We start from the raw sequence: 19,738 nt of genomic DNA, 5'->3' as shown, positions 1-19,738 counted from the left end.
ATAGTCAGCCGATCCGGATCCTCGTCGGGCCGGCGCCGTCGGCCACCAGCCGGGCCGGGCCGGGCTTCACGCCCTTCGGGACCTCGAACGTCCACGTCACCCACCCGAGGCGGTCGTCCGCGGCCGATTCGGCGTCGGCCACCCCGAGGTCCCAGGTCCGGCCTCGTTGGACCAGCTGCAGAGCCACGTCCTCCATCGGTTTCTCGGGTGGGTCGTCGTACTCGCAGTCGTCACAGCCCAGCCCGGGCCCACAGCTCATCGAGTCGCGGCAGCCGTCGGCGAACGCCCGGCCCTCGATCGTCGCGGTCGCGCCGCGCGCGAGCACCAGGCTGTCGACGTCGACGAGGTACGGCGCTGCGCAGGAAGCGACTGCAGGGGGATGAGCGGCCGGGGCGACGAGCAGGGCGAACGCGGCCGTGCCGAGGAGCAAGGACGAGCGGCGCACGCGCGACGTGGATCGGTCAGCGGTCGCCACTGGCCAGCCACTCCCGGACGGTCAGCGCTCCCGGCAGGATCGACCGGGTCGGATCGACCGACATGTCGAAATCGTGGTCGTGGAGCCAGCGCCACATCGTGGGTAGATCGGGGCCGACGAAGCGCTCGAACAGCCAGGCCGGGATGGGTGTGCGGCGCGGCCGGTGCCCGAACTCGTCGTACCAGAGCGACCGGCACTCGTCGATGCTCCGTACGTCGGCAACGAGCGCGAGGTCCGCGTCCGCCCACTGGTCCGGGGCCGTGAAGACGTGGGCGGCGATGGCGCCGAGGTCGTCGAGCGACAGCCAGCCGATGGGTCGCGACGCCCCGGCGAGCCTCGGCATCACACTCCACACCGCCAGCGACGGGTAGAACCCCTTGTCGGTCATCAGCTCCATGAACGCCATCGGCCGCAGGACCGTCAACGCCAGGCCCCGCTCACGGAACGCACGGGCCACGACCACCTTCGAGTCCCACGACGGGACGCCGGTCTCGACGTCGCCGACGCCGGCGGCGCCGTACACGACGTGGGCGACGCCGACGCCGGCGGCGGCCTCGGCCACGTTGCGTCCCTGCCGGATCTCGGCCTCGATGCTGCTCGTCATCGGGTTCTGCACGTTGAAGACCCCGATGGCGCCGTCGAAAGCCGATCGCAGCGAGGCGACGTCCTCGAGCTCGACCTTGCGGGGCTCGGCACCGAGCGAGACCAATGCGCGCGCGGCGCTTCCGGTCGGCTTCCGGGTGAGCGCGCGGACGTCCCAGCCGGCAGCGAGCAGGTGCCGCGCGGTTGCCGAACCCTGCCGGCCGGTGGCGCCGACGACGGCGACAGTCGCCATGAGGGGAGTATGGCGCTCGCGTGGTCCGCTGTCAGTCGGTCGGCTCGGGGAGTGACGGGCGACGGCCTCAGCCTGCTGCGGTCACGCGTGGGACCGGACCACGGCGCCGACCGCGGCTGCCGCAGCTGCCGCGAGACCGACCCGCCGCGCCAGCCGTCGGGCGCGGGCGAGGTCGTCACGGACCGGCGGTCGCCCGTCGCCCATGACCGCGCGCTGCTCGACCCGCTGCTCCGCCCCGGCGCCGTAGACGTTCCTGCCGCCGAGCCGGATGCCGAGCGCGCCGGCGAACGCGGCCTCGACGGGGCCTGCGTTCGGGCTGGGATGGCCCGAGGCGTCGCGGCGCCACGCCCGCCAGGCGGAGCCGCGGTCCTCGCCGAGCAGTACGGCGAGGGCCGCAGTGAGCCGGGACCCCGGCAGGTTGAGCACGTCGTCGAGCCGCGCCGCTGCCCAGCCGAACCGCTCGTGGCGGGCGGACCGATGCCCGACCATCGCGTCGAGGGTGTTGGCCGCGCGGTAGCCCAGCAGGCCGGGCACGCCGGCGACCGCGCCCCAGACGAGCGGAGCGACGACCGCGTCGGAGGTGTTCTCCGCGAGCGACTCGACGGCCGCGCGGACGACCTCCGACTCCGACAGCTGCGCCGTGTCACGACCGACCAGGTGGGTGAGCCGGACCCGGGCGTCCTCGAGGCGCCCCTCGTCGAGCAGTCGTTGGATCGCCGCACCCTCCCGGTCGAGGGAGGTGCCGCCGAGCACGGCCCAGGCGGCGACCGCGGTCGCCGCCGCCCGGGGGAGCGGGCGACGGGTGCGCTCGGCGACCACACCGAGGGCGACGGCGCCACCGACGAGGACCGCGACGTACGCCGCGCCGGCCCGTCGGTCGTCGCGCCACCACCGTCGTTCGAGCGCCGCCGCCGCGCGGCCGAAGCCGGCGACCGGGTGGCCGCGCCGCGGATCGGCCAGCAGCAGGTCCGCGGCGTAGCCGGCCGCCAGGCCGCCGGCCCGGATCACAGGCTGGCCGCGAGGGCCTTGCGCTCGGCGTCCGCGGTGACCCGGTCGTGGAGCGCGCCGATCGCGTAGGTCAGGCCCACGCCGATCGCGGCCCAGAGGGTCATCAGCGTCAGCAGCGACCCGCGGCGGAAGTCCCACAGCGTGTCGGCCGGGAAGGCACCGAGCTCGTCGACCGCCGGCAGCAGGTAGCCGGCCGCGACCACGACGACGAGGTACGCCGCCGCGGCGAGCACCACGGAGGTGAACCCGTCGAACCGGGCACGGAGCCGGTTGGCCAGCACCACGGCGGCGATGACGGCGAGGACCGAGATCAGCAGCAACGCGAAGTAGGCGGTGGTCCGGCTACCGATCGAGTCGGGGTTGCCGACGGCAGGCGGGGTCGCGGGGTACTTCCAGAACGGCACGGCCGAGACCGCAACGAAGCCGAGGAGCGCGACGAGGGCCGTCGTTCCGCGGGCCGAGAGCGAGCCGAGCCGGCCCACGCAGGCGGCCGCGGCGAGAGCGGTGAAGCCCCCGAGCGCGGTGCCGACGGCGAGCGTGCCGGTGGCCAGGCCCCAGGTCTTCTGGGCGTCACGGGAGACCTCGGTGGTCTCACCGGCTTCTTCGGCGGCGGCCTCCTCGGCGGCGACCTCCTCCTCGGTCAGGTGAGCGGCAGCGGCCTCCTCGAGACCGATGGCGTCGTCGACGTACGGCTCGCCGAAGGCGAAGCCCGCGAGGAAGGCGAGGAACCCGGCGACCAGGCCGACGAGCAGGCCCCGGACCAGGAACGCCGCCGGTGTCAGGGCAGGGGAGGGCGAGGTGGTGTCACTCATGGGTGCGGCCTCGGCTCAGTGGCAGGGGTAGCCGAGCAGGTGGCGGGCGTCGTGCACCCACTCGTGCACGGCGTTGCCGGCCGGGAGCGAGATCGCGCCCTGGTCGGCGCTCACGAAGAAGATGACCAGCATCGCCAGCAGGCCGAAGAAGACGACCCACGGGCCGAGCTTGGCGAGCGGGACGGTCGGGATCTCGACCGGGCCGGCGAGGGGAGCGGCAGACGACTGCGACATGTGTCCTCCTCAGGGATTCAGCGTCCCTGTTCGTTGGGGTGGAGTTGCACGGCACTCGGGTCTGACTCGTCCACCCCTGGTCGGGGGCGGCATCCCAGTAGCGCGACTGTTCCGGGTTCTCACCGGCTTCCTCGTGCCTGCAGGGGGAAGCCTAGGGCATCCGAGCAGTACGCCGACAGCCTGTCCGCTTCGTCAGCGGTGCGTGTCGACGACGAAGTCCCGGAACCGCGCGGCGGGCGCCGCGAGCGGCCGGTCGGTGCGCCAGGTGAGGCCGATCGTCCGGCGCGCCGCGCTGCTGGCGATCGGGATGCCGACGGTGCCCGACAGACCGGCGAACTGCTCGGGGACGATGGCCACCCCGAGGCCCGCCGCGACCAGTCCCTCGATGGTGCCGAGGTCCTGGCTCTCGAAGGAGATGGCCGGGGCGACGTCGGCGGCGCGCAGCAGGCCGTCGACCAGGGTCCGGTAGCCGAAGCCGACCGGCGTGGTGACGAGCTCCTCGTCGGCGAGGTCGGCGAGCCGGACCCGCTTGCGGTCCCGCAGCCGGTGTCTCGGGGGTACGACGAGCACCAGCCGGTCCTCCTGGAGCGGGTGCCAGCCGTAGGGGCCGGGCGGCTGGCTCGAGGTGATCGCGACCTCCGCGTTCCCCGAGGCGAGGTCGACGGTGATGTTGTGGGCGTGCTCCTGGCTCAGCAGCACCCGGACCCGCTCGGCGTGCTCGTGGAAGTCGCGCAGCACGCGGGGCACCAGGGAGCTGGCGATCGAGTCGAGGAACGCGAGCCGGACCACCCCGGCCTCCGGGTCGAGGGCGCTGGCGAGGTCGTCGGTCAGCTGGTCGTAACGGGCGACCATGTCCGCGGCGGCCGCGACGACGAGGTCGCCGGTCGGGGTCACGTGCACGCCGTCCGCCGCGCGCTCGAACACCCGGACCCCGAGCTCTGCCTCCATCCGGGCGAGCGTGCGCGACAACGTCGGCTGGGTGACGCCGAGCGCGTACGACGCCTCGGTCACGTGCTCGTGCTCGGCCACCGCCAGAAGCCAGGAAAGGTCGCGGACCATCATGCGTGCAGCGTATCGAAAAGGGCAACTGAGCGCATTGGACGTATGAGTCGGGATCGTGGAAAGTCGGTGCCGTGAGCACGCTGATCGCCGACCGCGCGGACCCCGGCTACCGCCCGGGGACCGCGGACTACCGACGCGTCGTCGGTGCCCTGTTCGCGGCCGGGCTGGCGACGTTCGCGCTCCTCTACAGCGCGCAGGCGCTGCTGCCGGAGTTCGTCGCGGAGTTCGGGGTGTCGAGCGGTGCCAGCACGATGGCCCTGTCGGTGACGACCCTCGGTCTCGGCGTTGCCCTGCTGGTCGCAGGTCCGGTCTCCGACGCGATCGGGCGGACCCAGCTGATCCACCTGTCCCTGATGACGTCCGCGGTGCTCGCCGCGGCCTGCGCGCTCGCGCCGAGCTGGGAGGCGTTCCTCGCCCTCCGGTTCCTCGAAGGGGTCGCCCTGGCCGGGCTCCCCGCGGTCGCGACCGCCTACCTCCGTGAGGAGCTGCACCCGTCGACGCACGCGCGCGCCGCGGGCCTCTACATCGGCGGCACCGCGCTCGGCGGGATGGCCGGCCGGGTGGTGACCGGACTGGTGGGCGAGGTCGCCGGGTGGCGATGGGCGCTCGTGGCAGCCGCGGTGCTCGGCATCGGATGCGCGGTCGCCGTACGGCTGCTGCTGCCGGCCTCTCGCAACTTCGTCGCCGGTCCGTCGGATGTCCGAGCGGCGGTGCGGATGGGCCGGCGCGCCCTGGCCGACCCCGGTCTGCTCGCGCTGTACGGCGTCGGCGCGTGCACGGTCGGCGCGCTGGTCGCTGCGTTCAACGCCGTCGGGTTCCGGCTGGAGGGGCCACCCTTCGGGCTCGGGCTGGCGGCGGCCAGCCTGGTCTTCCTCGTCTACCCGCTCGGCACCGTGAGCTCGGTCCTGTTCGGTCGGCTGGCCGACGCCTTCGGGCGGCGGGCGGTGCTGCCGGCCGGTGCGTTCGTCGCCGTCGTCGGCGTCGTCGTCACGCTGCCGGACTCGCTGGCGCTGGTCGTCGCGGGCCTGGCCCTGATCACGATCGGGTTCTTCGCCGTCCATGGGGTCGCCAGCGGCTGGGTGCCGGCGCGGGCGCACGCGGGTGGGGTGAGCACGGCGCAGGCGGCGTCGCTCTACCTGTTCGCCTACTACCTCGGGTCGTCGGTGTTCGGCAGCCTGGCCGGCGTCGCCTGGACGGCGGGCGGCTGGCCCGGCGCGGCCGCGCTGGTGGCCGTCCTGCTGACCGCTGCGGGCAGCCTGTCGCTGGTGCTGCGACGGACGCCGGCGCTGGTGGTCACCGCCGCTCGGTGACCGCCGCGAGAGCCCGGAGCAGGCGGTCGATGGTCTCCGGCGGTCGTACGGCGATCCGCACCCACGAGGCGTCGAGGCCGGGGAACGTGTCCGCACGGCGTACGGCGACGCCGGCCTCGCGCAGCCGGCCGTGCACGCCTTCGCCGACCCGGGCCAGCACGAACGAGGCCGCCGACTCCAGGAACGGGATGCCGAGCTCCGCCAGCCCGGCCTCGAGGGTCTTCCGCCAGTCGGCGATCTCCTCGGCCCGGCGGCGGGACTCCTCATCGGCTTCGGGAGACATGCAGGCCACGACGGCCGCGGCAGCGGGCGACGAGACCGACCACGGCACCTGGCCGCGCTCCAGCCCGGCGACGACGGCGGCGGGAGCGAGCAGGTAGCCCGCGCGGATGCCCGGGATGCTCCAGTGCTTGGTGAGCGACCGGATGACGACCAGCCCCTGGTCCTGCTCGCCGGCCAGGGACGCGGGCTCGCCCGGGACGCAGTCCATGAACGCCTCGTCGACAACGACCAGCCGGCCCGGGCGGAGCATCGCCTGGATCGCCTCCGGTGGGTGCAGGACCCCGGTCGGGTTGGTGGGATTGCCGACCACCACCAGGTCGGCGTCGTCGGGAACCAGGCGGGGGTCGAGGAGGTACGGGGCGGGGAGGACGACCTCCGTCACCCGGCGTCCGGCCTGCTCCAGCGCCGCGTGCGGCTCGGTGAACTGGGGATGCACCACCACCGGTCGCCGCCACGGTTCGAGCCGCGCGATCAGGGTGAACGCCTCGGCGGCACCCGCGGTCACCAGCACCTCGTCCTCGGGACGCCCGTGGTGCTGCGCGACCGCGGCTCGCGCGCGGAGGCTGGACGGGTAGCCGCCGATGTCATCGAGGGACGCCCGGAGGGCGTGGTCGAGCCAGGCCGGCCGCGGTCCGTCGTACACGTTGACCGCGAGGTCGAGCAGGTCACCGACCTCGACGTCGCCGTGGTGGCGGAGGGGGTCGGGCAGCTCAGGCACGGGCGTGCACCGCCGCTGCGAACCGCTGCGCGAGCTGCGGGTGGCCGGCCCAGTGGGTGTGGAGGTACGACGCGTGCAGGGTGCCGGTCGCGAAGCCGACCTGCTCGTCGTCGACGGTCCAGGCCGGGCTGGCACCCGCGGTGGGCGTGACCGTGGTGCGGTGGAACTCATGGCCGGTGACCCGCTCGCCGGCGCGGGTGAGGAGCGAGTCCGTGACCGCGATGGCCTCGGGGTAGCGCATGGTCAGCCGCTCCGTCATCGCCGCGTCGGCGTCGAGGACGCCGGCCATCGGCGCGCCGTCGAGGGAGCGGCACAGGTAGAGGAGCCCGGCACACTCGGCGACCGTCGGCAGCCCGTCGCGGACGGCATCGCGGATCTCCTGCCGGAGGGAGGCGTTGTTGCTGAGCGCAGCAGCGTGGACCTCGGGGAAGCCGCCGCCGAGGTAGAGCCCGCTCGCGCCGGTCGGGAGCGCGGGGTCGGTCGCCGGGTCGAAGGTGACGACCCGGCACCCGGCGGCCTCCAGCAGCTCGGCGGTCTCGGCGTACCGGAAGGTGAAGGCCCGCCCGCCCGCCACCGCCACAGTCGCCGAGTCGGCGCGTTCTGAGATGCGCCGACTCGGTGGGATCTCGGGGGCGATTTGCGCCGACTCGGGGGTCCAGGGGGCGGCGTCCAGGTCGGGGGCGGTGCGGGCGAGGGCGAGGACGGCGTCGAGGTCGACCGTCTCGGCGATCCGCTCGGCGAGCCGGTCGACGACGCCGGCGGCCTCAGCGCGCTCGGCGGCGGGCACCAGGCCGAGGTGGCGGGACGGGGTGGCGAGATCCGGGTCGCGGGGTACGACGCCGAGCACCGGCAGGTCGATCGACTCGCGGACCTCGGTGGCGTGGCGCGGCGAGCCGGCCTGGTTGAGGATCACGCCCGCGACCTCGACGGAGGGGTCCCAGGTGGCCATGCCGTGCACGACCGCGCCGATCGAGCGGGACGACCGGGAGATGTCGACGACGAGCACGACGGGCGTGCGGGTCAGGGCCGCCACGTGCGCGGTCGAGGAGAAGCCACGGCCGCCGACGCGGCCGTCGTACAGGCCCATCACGCCCTCGATGACCGCGACCTCGGCGTCGCGGGCGCCGTGGAGCAGCAGCGGTACGACGCGTTCCTCGCCGACCAGGTGCGGGTCCAGGTTGCGGCCCGGCCGGCCGCAGGCCAACGCGTGGTAGCCGGGGTCGATGTAGTCGGGGCCGACCTTGTGACCGCTCACCTCGTGCCCGGCGCGGGCCAGGGCCGCCATCAGCCCGGTGGCGATGGTGGTCTTGCCCTGGCCGGTGGCCGGGGCGGCGACGACGAGCCGGGGGAGGGCTACCACGTCACCACTCGATGCCCCGCTGGCCCTTCTGGCCAGCGTCCATCGGGTGCTTGACCTTCGTCATCTCGGTGACCAGGTCCGCGGCCTCGACGAGCCGGGGGTCGGCGCGGCGACCCGTGATCAGGACGTGCTGGCGGCCCGGCCGGTTCGCGAGCGTCTCCAGGACGTCGTCGAGATCCACCCACCCCCAGTTGATCGGGTAGGTGAACTCGTCGAGCAGGTACAGGTCGTGCTCCTCGGCGGCGATCCGCCGCTTGATCTCGGCCCAGCCCTCGGCAGCCGCGAGGGCGTGGTCGTCCTCGCTACCGGCCTTGCGCGACCAGGACCAGCCCGAGCCCATCTTGTGCCACTCGATCGTGCCGAATCCCGGCGGGAGCTGCTCGAAGGCGGTCTGCTCGCCGAGCCGCCACTTCGCGGACTTCACGAACTGGAAGACCCCGACGCTCCACCCCTGGTTCCAGCCGCGCAGGGCGAGGCCGAAAGCGGCAGTCGACTTCCCCTTGCCGTCGCCGGTGTGCACCATCAGCAGCGGCCGGTTGCGGCGCTGGCGGGTGGTGAGCCCGTCGTCGGGTACGGCGATCGGCTGTCCCTGTGGCATCAGGCCCTCCAGGTGTCGTGGTGGATGGCGTCGGCGAGCGGGCGGCGGGAGCGCCAGCCGTGCCGCTCGAGGTCGGGCACGGTCTCCAGGTGCGAGACGGTGCCGAGGCACAGCCAGGCGATCGGCCGCACCTGCTCGGGGATGCCGAGCAGCCCGCGCAGGAACGGCTCGCGGTAGAACGAGACCCAGCCGACGCCGAGGCCCTCGGCGGTGGCGGCGAGCCAGAGGTTCTGGATCGCGAGGACCGTGGAGAACAGGCCGGTGTCGGCGATGGCGTGCCGGCCGAGGACGTGGGTGCCGCCGCGCTCCTGGTCGTGGGTGACGACGACGCCCATCGAGGACTCGCAGATGCCCTCGACCTTGATCTTGTCGAAGGTCGAGCGGCGCTCGGGCGGCAGCGATGCGGCGAAGGCGTCCCGCTCGGCGGAGACGTGGTCGCGGAAGGCCTGGCGCGTGGTGAGGTCGCGGACGACCACGAAGTCCCACGGCTGGGACATGCCGACGCTGGGCGCACGGTGTGCAGCCCCGAGGACGCGCTGCAGCCGGTCGTCGGCGACCGGTGCGCCCGTGAACTCGGCCCGGACGTCGCGCCGGCGGGCGATCACGTCGTAGAGCGCCTTCGCGGTCGGGGTCGTGTGCCCCAGAACCTCGTGTTCGGCGGTCTCAGGCACACAACCCTCCTCGGGCGACGTCGGCCAGCACCTCGGCGCTGACCTCTCCCACCGGCACGTGCTCGGCAGCCAGGTCGTCGGCGAGGGTGCGGGCGAGGCCCATCCGCATCGGGCCGCTCTCGCAGTCGACGACGACTGCGGCGACGCCGGTGGCAGCGAGCGCCGCGGCGATCGTCCGCGACCGGGCGACCGCGTCGGCACCCGAGGTCGCCCGCCCGTCGGTCACCACGACGAGCAGAGTCCGCCGGCGCGGGTCGCGGATCCGCTCGAGGTCCAGCACCCTGGCGGCCTCGAGCAGGCCCTCGGCGAGCGGCGTCCGGCCCCCGGCGGGCAGGTCCTCGAGCCGGGCCGCGGCGACATCCACCGAGCTGGTCGGCGGCAGTGCGAGCTCGGCACGGTCGCCGCGGAACGTCACCAGCCCGACCTTGTCGCGGCGCTGGTACGCGTCGAGGAGCAGGCTCAGCACCGCGGTCTTGACCTGCTCCATCCGCTTGCGCGCCGCCATCGAGCCGGAGGCGTCGACACAGAAGAGGACGAGGTTCGACTCGCGGCCCTCGCGCACGGCAACCCGGAGGTCCTCACCCCGCAGCAGCAGCCGGCCCTCGACCCGGCCGCGTCCGTACTGGTGCGGCACCGCAGCCCGGATCGTCTCGACCAGGTGCAGGGAGCCCCCGGTGCCGGTGGGTCGCTCGGCGGCCACCCGACGCCCGGTCTCCGTGCGGGCCCGGCTGCGCCGCCCCGCCGTACCGGTGCCCGTGCCGCGGACCGTGAACAGCCGGGTGCGGTACGGCGCCGCGGCGCCGGTCGTGGTCGTGCCTTGGTCACGTGGAGTCTCGGTCGGAGCCTCGTCCGCAACGTCCTGCGGTGCGGGCTCCGGATGGACCGGGTCGTCGGACGTCCCCGGGTCCTGACCCGGCCCGGGGTCGGGATCCGGCTCGGGGTCGTCGTCGGGGTCGAGGTCGTCGTCCCCGAGCGCGCTCTGCAGCTGGTCGTCGTCGAGGCCGGGGCTGTCGAACGGGTTGCGCCGGCGCCGGTGGGGGAGCGCGAGCCGGGCGGCGACCTCGATGTCCTCGAGCACGACGTTGTCCCGGCCCTGCCAGGCGGCGTGCGCCGACGCGGTTCGGGCCATGACGATGTCCGCGCGGAGACCGTCGACCTCGAACGCGGAGCAGACCTCGGCGATCCGGAGCAGCGCCCGGTCCGAGAGCTCGACCTCGGCGACCCGCTTGCGGGCGTCCGCGATCCGCGCCTGCAGCGCGGCCTCGGCGTCGGCGTAGGCCGCGGCGAACCGGTCCGGGTCGGCGTCATGGGCCATGCGTCGTCGTACGACCTCGGCGCGGAGCGCGGGTTCGCGAGGTGCGGCCACCTCGACGGTGAGGCCGAACCGGTCGAGCAGCTGCGGGCGCAGCTCGCCCTCCTCGGGGTTCATGGTGCCGACGAGGACGAACCGCGCGTCCCGCTCGACCGAGACCCCGTCGCGCTCGACGGTGACCCGGCCCATCGCGGCCGCATCGAGCAGCACGTCGACGAGGTGGTCGTGGAGCAGGTTGACCTCGTCGACGTAGAGGATCCCGCGGTGCGCCTTCACCAGCAGCCCGGGCTGGTACTCGGCGCGGCCCTCTGCAAGCGCGCTCTCGAGGTCGATCGAGCCGAGCACCCGGTCCTCGGTGGCGCCGATCGGCAGCTCGACCAGCCGCGCCTGGTGGTCGTCGACGGGCGGCAGCACCGCCGCCAGGGCGCGGACGATGGTCGACTTCGCGGTGCCCTTCTCGCCGCGGACGAGGACGCCGCCCACCTCGGGCGAGATCGACGTCAGGATCAGGGCGAGGGCCATCGGGTCGAGGCCGCCGGGCGCATCCATGTCGGCGCCGACCACGGCGCTGAAGGGAAATGCGGAACTCCTGTGCTGGGTCATCGCTGCCTTCCTGTTGAGTAGAGCCACGACTCACCTGCGGCGGTCCCGGCGAGCGCCGGGCCGACGAGGATGACCGCCGCCTGGCGCAGGCCGGCCTCGTCGACCAGGTCGGCGATCGCGGTGGTGCCGCCGACGGTGCCGCGGAGCACGACCTCGCCGGGCTGGGTCGCCCGGTGCACGACGACGACCGGGCAGTCGGCCCCGTAGAGCGGATCGAGCTCGCCCATCAGCTCCCGGGTACGGGTGATCGCGAGGTGCAGCACGAGCGTGGCGCCCGTGGCGGCGAACGCGGCCAGCGACTCGCGCTCGGGCATCGCCGTCGACCGCGCCTGGGTCCGGGTCAGCACGACCGACTGTGCGACCAGGGGGACGGTGAGCTCGTTGCCGACGATGGCCGCGGCGGCGGCGTACGCCGGCACCCCGGGCGTGACGTCCCACGGCACCCCGGCGGCGTCGAGCCGCCGGGCCTGCTCGTGCAAGGCGGAGTAGAGGGACGGGTCGCCCGACGTCATCCGTACGACGTCGCGGCCGGCCACGTGCGCCTCGACCATGGCTGCGGTGATCTGGTCGAGGTCGAGCTTCTGGGTGTCGACCAGGTGCGTGCCGGGACGGCAGTGCCCGAGCACCGCGTGGTCGATGTAGGTGCCCGGGTAGAGGACGACGTCGGCTGCGGCCAGCAGCCCTGCGGCGCGGAGCGTGATCAGGTCGGCGGCACCGGGGCCGGCGCCCACGAAGTGAACGGTCACGGGGTCTCCTCGGGCTTGGTCCACGCCCACTGGACGACCGCGCGTGACGGCCGCCAGCCGCGGAACCGGCCGCCCAGCGGCTCGATCTGCTCGACCGAGATCCGCACCAGCTCGCCACCGAGGTCCTCGTGTGCCGTGAGGAGCGCCTGCTCGGTCTCGAGAGTCACCGCGTGCACGACCATGCGACCGCCGGGACGGAGCCGCTCGCGGCACAGCTCCAGCAGGCCCGCGGCGGTCGCGCCGCCGCCGACGAAGACCGCGTCCGGCTCCGGCAGGTCCGCCAGCGCATCGGGCGCCTTGCCCTCCACCACCTGCAGGCAGGGGACGCCGAGCGCTGCCGCGTTGCTCACGATCCGTGCGGCCCGCTCCGGGTGCGCCTCGATCGCGATCGCCTGGCACAGCCGGTGGGCCCGGAGCCACTCGATGCCGACCGAACCGGCGCCGGCGCCGACGTCCCAGAGCAGCTGTCCGGGCTGCGGGCGGAGCCGGGCCAGCGCGGCGGCCCGGACGTCGCGCTTGGTCAGCTGACCGTCGTGGGCGAAGGCGTCGTCGGGCAGCCCGCCCGCCCACGAGTTGCGGGCCCCACCGTCGGCATGGGCGTCGACCTCGATCGCCAGCACGTGCAGCCGCGGCATCTCCTCCGACCAGCGGCGGTCCTCGTCGGCCCGGCCCTCGATCCGGCGTTCCTGGGCCGAGCCGAGGTCGCCGAGCACGACCAGCCGACTGCGGCCGAACCCCTCGTCCTGCAGCAGGTCGGCCACGGTCACGGGCGTCGTCCCGTCGGCGGAAAGCACGAGCAGCCGGCGGCCCGGGGCGAGCTCGCGTCGCAGCGCATCGGGGTCGCGACCGACCAGCGTGACGACCGCGCTCGACTCGGCCGACCAACCCATCCGGGCGCGGGCCAGCGCGACGGAGGAGACGGCGGGAACGATGTGGACCGCGTCGTCGACCAGGTCGATCAACGTGGTGCCGATCCCGCTGACCAGCGGGTCACCCGACGCGAGCGCGACGAGCGGGCGGTCGCCGTACTCCTCGAGCAGGGCTGGCAGGCCGGCCAACGGCCGTGGCCACGGGCGGCGCTCCTGGCCGGCGACGGGAGGGACGTACGCGAGATGGCGGTCGCCACCGAGCAGGACCTCCGCCGCGAGCACGCGCTCGCGGGCGGCCTCGGGGAGACCGGCCCAGCCATCGGCGCCGATGCCGACGACGGTGATCACTCGACCCACCGCGGTGTCCAGACCGCGCCACCGGTGGTGACCCGGGTCGACGAGGCGCCGACGAGCAGCAGGCACTTCATGTCGATGGCGTCGGCGTCGAGCGCGGCCAGCGTGGTCACCTCGACGGACTCCTCCTCGCGGCCGACGTCGCGGCCGACGATCACCACGGTGTCGGGGGAGCGGTGCTCGAGCAGCAGCTTCTGGGCGGCGACGACCTGGTCGCGCCGCGACCGCGAGGCCGGGTTGTAGATCCCGAGCACCAGGTCGGCTTCCGCGATCGCACGGAGCCGGCGCTCGATCACCGGCCACGGCTTGAGCCGGTCGGAGAGGCTCAGGACGGCGAAGTCCGCGCCGATCGGCGCTCCCGCCCGGGCTGCCACGGCCTGGATGGCACTCACTCCGGGGAGCACCCGGACCGGTACGGCGGCGTACCTCTCGTCCACCGCCGCCTCGTAGACTGCCGATGCCATCCCGAAGACGCCCGCATCCCCACCGGACACCACGGCGACCCGCTCGCCGCCCAGCGCCAGGTCGAGCGCGAACCGGGCCCGGTCCAACTCCACGGTGTTGCCCGACGCATGCCGCTGGAGCCCGGCCCGCTGCGGGACCCGGTTGACGTACGGCGCGTAGCCCACCACGTGGTCGACGGTCGCCAGGGCCTCGGCCGCCTCGGGGGTCAGCCAGTCGGCCGGGCCCGGGCCGAGCCCGACCACGAGGAGCTCGGAGGGCTGCGGTTTGGTCCCCAACCGCACCGCTGGGGCCGAACTCGATGCGGTTTGGTCCCAAACCGCACGCATCCGTGTCGCCGTCGGGACGGCGCGTGAGTCACCCGGCACGACGATGAGTGAGAAGTACGGGACCGACTCGGGGTCGACGTCGACGACCGGCTGCCAGCGCTCCTCGGGCATGGAGGCGCGCTCGACGTACATCGCACCCTCGAGCCGCCCTGCCTGCGCGAGCGCGGAGCGGACGGCGGGGAAGGTGCGGCCGAGCTTCATGATGATCGCCCCGTCGGTGTCGGCGAGCCGCCGCGCGAGCTCGGGCTCGGGCAGGGTGCCGGCCAGCACGGTGAGGACGTCGGTCTGCCGGACGAGCGGCTGCCCGAGGCCGGCGGTCGCCGCGGCGAACGCCGGGATGCCCGGGACGACCTCGGTCGCGAACCGGGCCTTCATCCGGTCGACCAGGTACATGGACGAGCCGTAGAAGAGGGGGTCGCCCTCGGCGAGGAGTACGACGGTCCGCCCGGCCTCGAGATGGGCGGTGATCCGGTCGTCGCACTCGTCGTAGAAGGCGGCGAGCGCGCCGACGTAGCCACCGGGGTGGTCGGTGGTGCCGGTCGTGACCGGGTAGCGCAGCTCCTCCTCGATCACGTCCGCGGGGATCAGGTCGCTCGCGATCCGGCGGGCGTGGGACTGCTTGCGGACGCCCGCATGGAACGCGACGACGTCGGCCTCGCCGATGACCCGCGCGGCCTTGATGGTGATCAGCTCGGGGTCACCGGGTCCGATGCCGACGGCGAAGAACCGGCCTTGGCCCTGGTCGCTCATTCGGCCTCCTGTGCCAGTGCGTTGACCGCCGACGACGCCATCGCCGAGCCGCCTCGGCGGCCGCGGACGGTGACGAACGGGATGTCGATGCCGTGCTCGTCGGCGAGCGCGGCGAGTGCGTCCTTCGACTCGCGGGCGCCGATGAAGCCGACCGGGCAGCCGATGATCGCGGCGGGTCGAGGTGCGCCCGCTATCAGCATCTCGAGCAGGTGGAACAACGCGGTCGGCGCGTTGCCGATCGCGACGACGGCGCCCTCGAGGTGGGGCTCCCAGAGCGAGACGGCGGCGGCGGTCCGGGTGGTCCGCCACTCCCGGGCGAGGTCGGGCACCTCCGGGTCGGTGAGGTAGCAGAGCACCGCGTTGTCGGCCGGGAGCCGGCCGGCGGTGATCCCCATCGCGACCATCCGCGCGTCGCAGAGGATCGGGGCACCGGCCGCGAGCGCTTCCCTCCCCGCGGTGCCGAGCCGGGGGTGGACGACGAGGTCGCGGGCGAGGTCGGTCTGGCCGCTGCCGTGGATCATCCGTACGGCGACCTTCTCGGCGTCGGCCGGGATCCCGGACAGGTCCGCCTCGCGGCGGATCGTCGCGAACGAGTCGACGTAGATGGCCGGCCCGTCGGCGACGTACTCGTACCGACGCGGCGGGGGACCCAGGTTCGGACTCAGGGTCGGACTCGGGGTCGGACTCAGACCAGGACGCCGTGCCATGGCGTGATCACCACCTCGGGGGTCCGGGCCGCCCAGGCGACGGCCGTGGCGGGGTCGATGCCGTCCTCGCCCACCGCGAAGTGGGTCAGGCTCGGCAGGTCGGCGACGGGGCCGTAGGGGAGCGGAACGCTCGCGTCGACAAGCTCGGCGTGCGAGGGCTCGGCGTGCGAGGGCTCGGCGTGCACGAGCGGGCGCTCGAGCTCATCGACATGCCAGGCGGCAGCCGGTCCGGCGCCGCGACGGTCGAGGAAGAGCAGGGCGTAGCCGACGAGCGCGGTCGGCGCGTCGGTGAGCGGGACGACCCGGCCCCACTGCTGACCGATGCGGAGCCGACCGGTCTCGGCGTCGAGAGCGACCAGGCCGAGGTCCCGGTGCCGGTCGGCGAGGTCGCCGCGGCCGTCGTCGAGGGTGAAGAGGAAGCGACCGGGGAGCGCGGCGAGGGCCGGCTCGGACAGGAGCAGCGCGTCGAGCGCGGCCGTGACCTGCCGGAGGTCGGCGCGTCCGCCGACCAGCCCGGTCAGCGGTGAGGTGAGCACGTTGCGCGCCAGGTCGTGCGCGCGGGACGGGAGCAGCCCGGTCGCCTCGATCGCAGTGACCACCCGCTCCGGGAGCACGCCGTCGGAGAGGGGCAGACCGCGCAGCTGGAGGTTGGCGCGACCCGTCACGTGGACCCGCGCGTCGCCGTACTCCTCGGCGACGGCGGCCAGCGCCATCAGCGAGGCTGCGCGGAGCCGACCGCCGGGCACCCGGATCCGCACCAGCGCGCCGTCATCGCCCGGCCAGGGGCGGAGGACGCCGGGACAGCGGTCAGGACGAGTCCGGGTCGTGCCCGAAACCGTGACACTCATCGAGATCCTCGCAAGGTCTCGGGCTCTGCGCGTCGCCCGCGGATGACCTCGCGGCGGCTACCGCAAGGGCCAGCAGGTCTTCGGACTCGGGATCACCCGGAACGGAGCGTCTTCCCAGGTCTCGTCGAGACGACCCAGTGACCTATGTGCTCCGCCCGTCACCCACACCGCTGCGCGTCAGTCCCGGACTCTCACCGGGTTCCCTGACCTCCACATGCATGGAGGTCGACTGGCGCTAGGACTGTACCAACCCTGACCGGGCGTCCGCGGCCCCAGTAGGTTGGCGGACATGCCAGCGCTCAAGGAGGTCGTGTCCCTGATCCACGGGTGGTACCCACCGGCCACCGCGGAGGACTGGGACGCCGTCGGTCTCGTGTACGGCGACCCGGAGCAGTCGGTCAAGAAGGTGATGTTCGCCGTCGACCCGTCGCCCGAGGTGGCCGCGGAGGCCGCGGAGTGGAAGGCCGACCTGCTGGTCGTCCACCACCCGCTGTTCCTCAAGCCGGTGCACGGGTTCGCGGCGACCACGCCGAAGGGGCGCACCCTGGCGACCCTCGCCGGTGCCGGTTGCGCCCTGCTGACCGCGCACACCAACGCCGACCAGGCCGCGGGCGGCGTCTCGGAGGCGCTCGCCACAGCGCTCGGCCTCACCGATCTCGAGCCCCTGGTCCCGGCAGTCGGCGAGCCGGTCGACAAGCTCACCGTCTACGTGCCGGAGGACGGCGCGCCGCCGGTCCGGGCCGCGCTCGCCGAGGCGGGTGCCGGCCAGATCGGGGACTACGACTTCGCGTCGTTCAGCGGCCACGGCGAGGGCCGGTTCCGCCCGCTCGACGGCGCCAACCCGATGATCGGCACGGTCGGCGAGATCGAGACCGTCGCCGAGGTCCGGATCGAGGTGGTCCTCGGCCGGCACCTGCGCCGCGAGGTGGTCGCCGCGATGCTGGCCGCCCATCCCTACGAGGAGCCGGCGTACGACGTCGTCGAGCTCGCCGATCCCGGGACGGTCACGACCGGCATCGGCCGGGTGGGCACGCTGCCGACCGTGACCCTCGCCGAGTTCGCCGAGACCGTCGCCGCCGTACTGCCGCTCACCCAGCACGGCGTCCGCGTCGCCGGAGACCCGGAGCGCGCCGTCAAGAAGGTCGCCGTCTGCGGTGGCGCCGGCGACTTCCTCCTTGACCGGGTCGCGGCCTCGGACGTCGATGTCTACGTCACCAGCGACCTGCGGCACCACCCGGCCGCGGAGTTCATCGAGAAGGGTGGCCCGGCGCTCGTCGACGTCGCCCACTGGGCGGCCGAGTGGACCTGGCTCCCGGTGGTCGCGGCCCGCCTGGCGGAGTCGCTCGGCAACGACGTGGACACCCGGGTGAGCACCCTGTGCACCGACCCCTGGACACTACGCATATGAAGGACAGCGCTGTATGAAGGCAGACCCGGACGCCCAGCTGAAGCTGCTCGAGCTCCAGCGGCTCGACGCCGCCGCCGACCAGCTGCGGCACCAGCGGGCGAACGTGCCCGAGGACGCCGAGATCACCGCACTGACGGTCCGGCGTTCCGACGTGCTAGGCCGCAGCCGCGACCAGCAGATCGTCGTCGACGACCTGACGGCCGCGCAGGAGAAGGCCGACGCCGACGTCGAGCAGGTCAAGGCGCGTCGCAAGCGCGACCGCGACCGGATGGACCAGGGGCTGATCACCAACCCCAAGGACCTGGAGCGCATGCAGCACGAGCTCGAGTCGCTCGAACGCCGGATCACGACGCTCGAGGACGAGGAGCTCGAGGTCATGGAGGACCTCGAGGCCGCGCAGACCGAGCTGGCCACCATGCGCGCCGACCTGGACGAGACCGACGAGCGGATCGCCACCCTGACCGCGACCCGCGACGAGAGGTACGCCGACATCGACGCCGAGCTGAAGCGGCTCGAGGGTGAGCGGGAGCCGATCGTCGTGGTGCTGCCGGCCGACCTGCTGGCGCTCTACGAACGGCTGCGCACCAACAAGAACGGTGTCGGTGCGGCGGAGCTCCGTGCCCGTCAGTGCACCGGCTGCATGATGAGCCTCGATCCCGCCGAGCTCGCGGACATCGGCCGCAAGGGCGAGGACGAGGTCATCCGCTGCGAGCAGTGCCAGCGGATCCTGGTCCGGACCAGCGAGAGCGGAATCTGACGTGACCGGTGGCTCGACCGGCGACCGCACCGGTCCCCGGTCGGTGATCGTCGAGGCCGACGGAGGCTCGCGGGGCAACCCCGGCCCGGCGGCGTACGGCGCCGTGCTCAAGGACGCTGAGACCGGTGAGGTCATCGCCGAGGACGGCCGCACGATCGGCGTCGCGACCAACAACGTCGCGGAGTACTCCGGCCTGATCGCCGGCCTCGAGCTCGCCGAGCTCTACGCGCCGGGCGCCGACATCGAGGTCCGGATGGACTCGAAGCTGGTCGTCGAGCAGATGAGCGGCCGGTGGAAGATCAAGCACCCGGACATGAAGCCGCTGGCGATGGAGGCCAACCGCCTCGCGCCCTTCGGTACGACGTACACGTGGATGCCCCGCGAGCAGAACAAGCACGCCGACCGGCTCGCCAACGAGGCCCTCGACGGCAAGCGGCACGGGGTCACCGTCCTGGTGCCCACGGACGAGTCGCTGATCGAGGAGATCGAGAGTCCGGCCGCGGTGACCGGGGTCGACCAGGCCGGTGCGCCACCCCAGCCCGCCGAGCCGACCACCCTGATCCTGGTGCGCCACGGCGTCACCCCGCACACCTCGGGGCGGCGCTTCTCCGGTGGCCTGGGCGGCGACAACCCCGGCCTCAGTGACGAGGGCCGCGACCAGATCCGCGCGGCGGCGGGCTGGCTGGTCGACCTGAAGGACCGCATCGACGCAGTCGTCTGCTCCCCGGTACGGCGGACCCGCGAGTCCGCCGAGATCATCGCCGCCGAGCTCGGCCTGCCGCTGGAGGAGGAGCCCGGCTTCGCCGAGATGGAGTTCGGGGTCTGGGACGGGCTGACCTTCATGGAGGTCGCCGAGCAGCACAAGGAGAGCTTCGAGTCCTGGCTCGGTGACCTCGACTCCGCGCCACCGGGAGGCGAGTCGTTCCGCGTCGTCGAGACGCGGGTGGTGGCCGGTCTCGAGCGGATCCTGGACCACCACGAGGGTCGCACCGTCGTCGTCGTGAGCCACGTGACGCCGATCAAGACCCTGGTCGCGCACGCGCTGAAGGCGCCCCTGGACGCGGTGTTCCGGATGGAGCTGAGCCCGGCGTCGGTCAGCGTCATCTCGTACTACCCCGACCACTCGGCCGCCGAGGGCGCCGGCCGCCACGGATCACTGCGGCTCTACAACGCGCTGCCGGCGGGCGTCCGGTCCATGCTCGAGACCGGCCGCTGGTGAGCAGCCGCG

The 19,738-nt window shown here is 73.8% G+C and carries 18 protein-coding genes, 1 pseudogene and 1 riboswitch; of the genes and pseudogenes, 4 read left to right on the top strand and 15 right to left on the bottom strand.

Annotated features, from left to right (window positions below):
• Positions 1–4 precede the first annotated feature (4 nt).
• The 6 genes from D0Z08_RS23390 to D0Z08_RS23365 form a co-directional block, all read right to left on the bottom strand.
• Positions 5–445: a hypothetical protein gene (locus tag D0Z08_RS23390; RefSeq protein ID WP_147381517.1), complete on the bottom strand. Its 441-nt coding sequence runs from the start codon at positions 443–445 to the stop codon at positions 5–7.
• 16 nt (positions 446–461) lie between these two features.
• Positions 462–1,310, bottom strand: coding sequence for an NmrA family NAD(P)-binding protein (locus D0Z08_RS23385; protein ID WP_118927684.1), 849 nt, complete (start codon positions 1,308–1,310; stop codon positions 462–464).
• A gap of 81 nt (positions 1,311–1,391) precedes the next feature.
• The gene (locus tag D0Z08_RS23380) at positions 1,392–2,318 is read right to left on the bottom strand and encodes a cobalamin biosynthesis protein (RefSeq protein WP_245994347.1); all 927 of its coding nucleotides are present in this window, start codon (positions 2,316–2,318) and stop codon (positions 1,392–1,394) included.
• Complete coding sequence (locus D0Z08_RS23375) at positions 2,315–3,130, bottom strand: CbtA family protein (protein ID WP_245994346.1); 816 nt, start codon at positions 3,128–3,130, stop codon at positions 2,315–2,317. The genes D0Z08_RS23380 and D0Z08_RS23375 overlap by 4 nt, the downstream gene beginning before the upstream one ends.
• A gap of 15 nt (positions 3,131–3,145) precedes the next feature.
• Positions 3,146–3,364 (bottom strand): CbtB domain-containing protein, encoded by a 219-nt coding sequence (locus tag D0Z08_RS23370; protein WP_118927683.1) that lies wholly within the window; start codon positions 3,362–3,364, stop codon positions 3,146–3,148.
• A 192-nt stretch (positions 3,365–3,556) separates the two neighbouring features.
• On the bottom strand, positions 3,557–4,426 hold the full coding sequence (locus tag D0Z08_RS23365; protein WP_118927682.1) for a LysR family transcriptional regulator: 870 nt from the start codon (positions 4,424–4,426) through the stop codon (positions 3,557–3,559).
• A gap of 71 nt (positions 4,427–4,497) precedes the next feature.
• Here D0Z08_RS23365 and D0Z08_RS23360 point away from each other — a divergent pair, with 71 nt between their 5' ends.
• Positions 4,498–5,736, top strand: a complete 1,239-nt coding sequence (locus D0Z08_RS23360; RefSeq protein ID WP_245994343.1) for an MFS transporter — start codon at positions 4,498–4,500, stop codon at positions 5,734–5,736.
• Here D0Z08_RS23360 and cobBC read toward each other — a convergent pair.
• The 9 genes and pseudogenes from cobBC to D0Z08_RS23315 form a co-directional block, all read right to left on the bottom strand.
• Positions 5,720–8,096: pseudogene (cobBC, locus tag D0Z08_RS33830) on the bottom strand (bifunctional hydrogenobyrinic acid a,c-diamide synthase/histidinol phosphate aminotransferase CobBC). The gene D0Z08_RS23360 and the pseudogene cobBC sit on opposite strands and share 17 nt — an antisense overlap.
• A 1-nt stretch (position 8,097) precedes the next feature.
• Complete coding sequence (gene cobO / locus D0Z08_RS23350) at positions 8,098–8,694, bottom strand: cob(I)yrinic acid a,c-diamide adenosyltransferase (protein WP_118927681.1); 597 nt, start codon at positions 8,692–8,694, stop codon at positions 8,098–8,100.
• The gene (bluB, locus tag D0Z08_RS23345; RefSeq protein ID WP_245994337.1) at positions 8,694–9,365 is read right to left on the bottom strand and encodes a 5,6-dimethylbenzimidazole synthase; all 672 of its coding nucleotides are present in this window, start codon (positions 9,363–9,365) and stop codon (positions 8,694–8,696) included. The genes cobO and bluB overlap by 1 nt, the downstream gene beginning before the upstream one ends.
• Positions 9,358–11,280: a VWA domain-containing protein gene (locus D0Z08_RS23340; RefSeq protein WP_118927680.1), complete on the bottom strand. Its 1,923-nt coding sequence runs from the start codon at positions 11,278–11,280 to the stop codon at positions 9,358–9,360. The genes bluB and D0Z08_RS23340 overlap by 8 nt, the downstream gene beginning before the upstream one ends.
• A complete protein-coding gene (locus tag D0Z08_RS23335; RefSeq protein ID WP_220454316.1) occupies positions 11,277–12,026 on the bottom strand; it encodes a cobalt-precorrin-4/precorrin-4 C(11)-methyltransferase in 750 nt (249 codons plus the stop codon). Before D0Z08_RS23335 ends, D0Z08_RS23340 begins: the two co-directional genes overlap by 4 nt.
• Complete coding sequence (cbiE, locus tag D0Z08_RS23330; protein ID WP_118927732.1) at positions 12,023–13,243, bottom strand: precorrin-6y C5,15-methyltransferase (decarboxylating) subunit CbiE; 1,221 nt, start codon at positions 13,241–13,243, stop codon at positions 12,023–12,025. Before cbiE ends, D0Z08_RS23335 begins: the two co-directional genes overlap by 4 nt.
• Positions 13,240–14,790: a precorrin-3B C(17)-methyltransferase gene (cobJ, locus tag D0Z08_RS23325; protein ID WP_118927679.1), complete on the bottom strand. Its 1,551-nt coding sequence runs from the start codon at positions 14,788–14,790 to the stop codon at positions 13,240–13,242. The genes cbiE and cobJ overlap by 4 nt, the downstream gene beginning before the upstream one ends.
• A complete protein-coding gene (locus D0Z08_RS23320) occupies positions 14,787–15,497 on the bottom strand; it encodes a precorrin-8X methylmutase (protein ID WP_118927678.1) in 711 nt (236 codons plus the stop codon). The genes cobJ and D0Z08_RS23320 overlap by 4 nt, the downstream gene beginning before the upstream one ends.
• Positions 15,476–16,345, bottom strand: a complete 870-nt coding sequence (locus D0Z08_RS23315) for a nitrite reductase (RefSeq protein WP_118927677.1) — start codon at positions 16,343–16,345, stop codon at positions 15,476–15,478. Before D0Z08_RS23315 ends, D0Z08_RS23320 begins: the two co-directional genes overlap by 22 nt.
• A 54-nt stretch (positions 16,346–16,399) precedes the next feature.
• Positions 16,400–16,594, bottom strand: a riboswitch (cobalamin riboswitch).
• 40 nt (positions 16,595–16,634) lie between these two features.
• Here D0Z08_RS23315 and D0Z08_RS23310 point away from each other — a divergent pair.
• The 3 genes from D0Z08_RS23310 to D0Z08_RS23300 are packed head-to-tail and all read left to right on the top strand — an operon-like array spanning position 16,635 to position 19,729.
• Positions 16,635–17,753, top strand: a complete 1,119-nt coding sequence (locus D0Z08_RS23310; RefSeq protein ID WP_118927676.1) for a Nif3-like dinuclear metal center hexameric protein — start codon at positions 16,635–16,637, stop codon at positions 17,751–17,753.
• Between the two features lie 13 nt (positions 17,754–17,766).
• Positions 17,767–18,510: a zinc ribbon domain-containing protein gene (locus D0Z08_RS23305; RefSeq protein ID WP_118927675.1), complete on the top strand. Its 744-nt coding sequence runs from the start codon at positions 17,767–17,769 to the stop codon at positions 18,508–18,510.
• Between the two features lies 1 nt (position 18,511).
• Positions 18,512–19,729 carry a bifunctional RNase H/acid phosphatase gene (locus tag D0Z08_RS23300; RefSeq protein WP_118927674.1) on the top strand — a complete coding sequence of 406 codons (1,218 nt, stop codon included), beginning with the start codon at positions 18,512–18,514 and terminating at the stop codon, positions 19,727–19,729.
• Positions 19,730–19,738 lie beyond the last annotated feature (9 nt).

It is taken from the genome of Nocardioides immobilis (assembly GCF_003515065.1).
Taxonomy (GTDB): Bacteria; Actinomycetota; Actinomycetes; order Propionibacteriales; family Nocardioidaceae; genus Nocardioides; species Nocardioides immobilis.
This window is presented reverse-complemented; position numbering and strand designations above follow the sequence as displayed.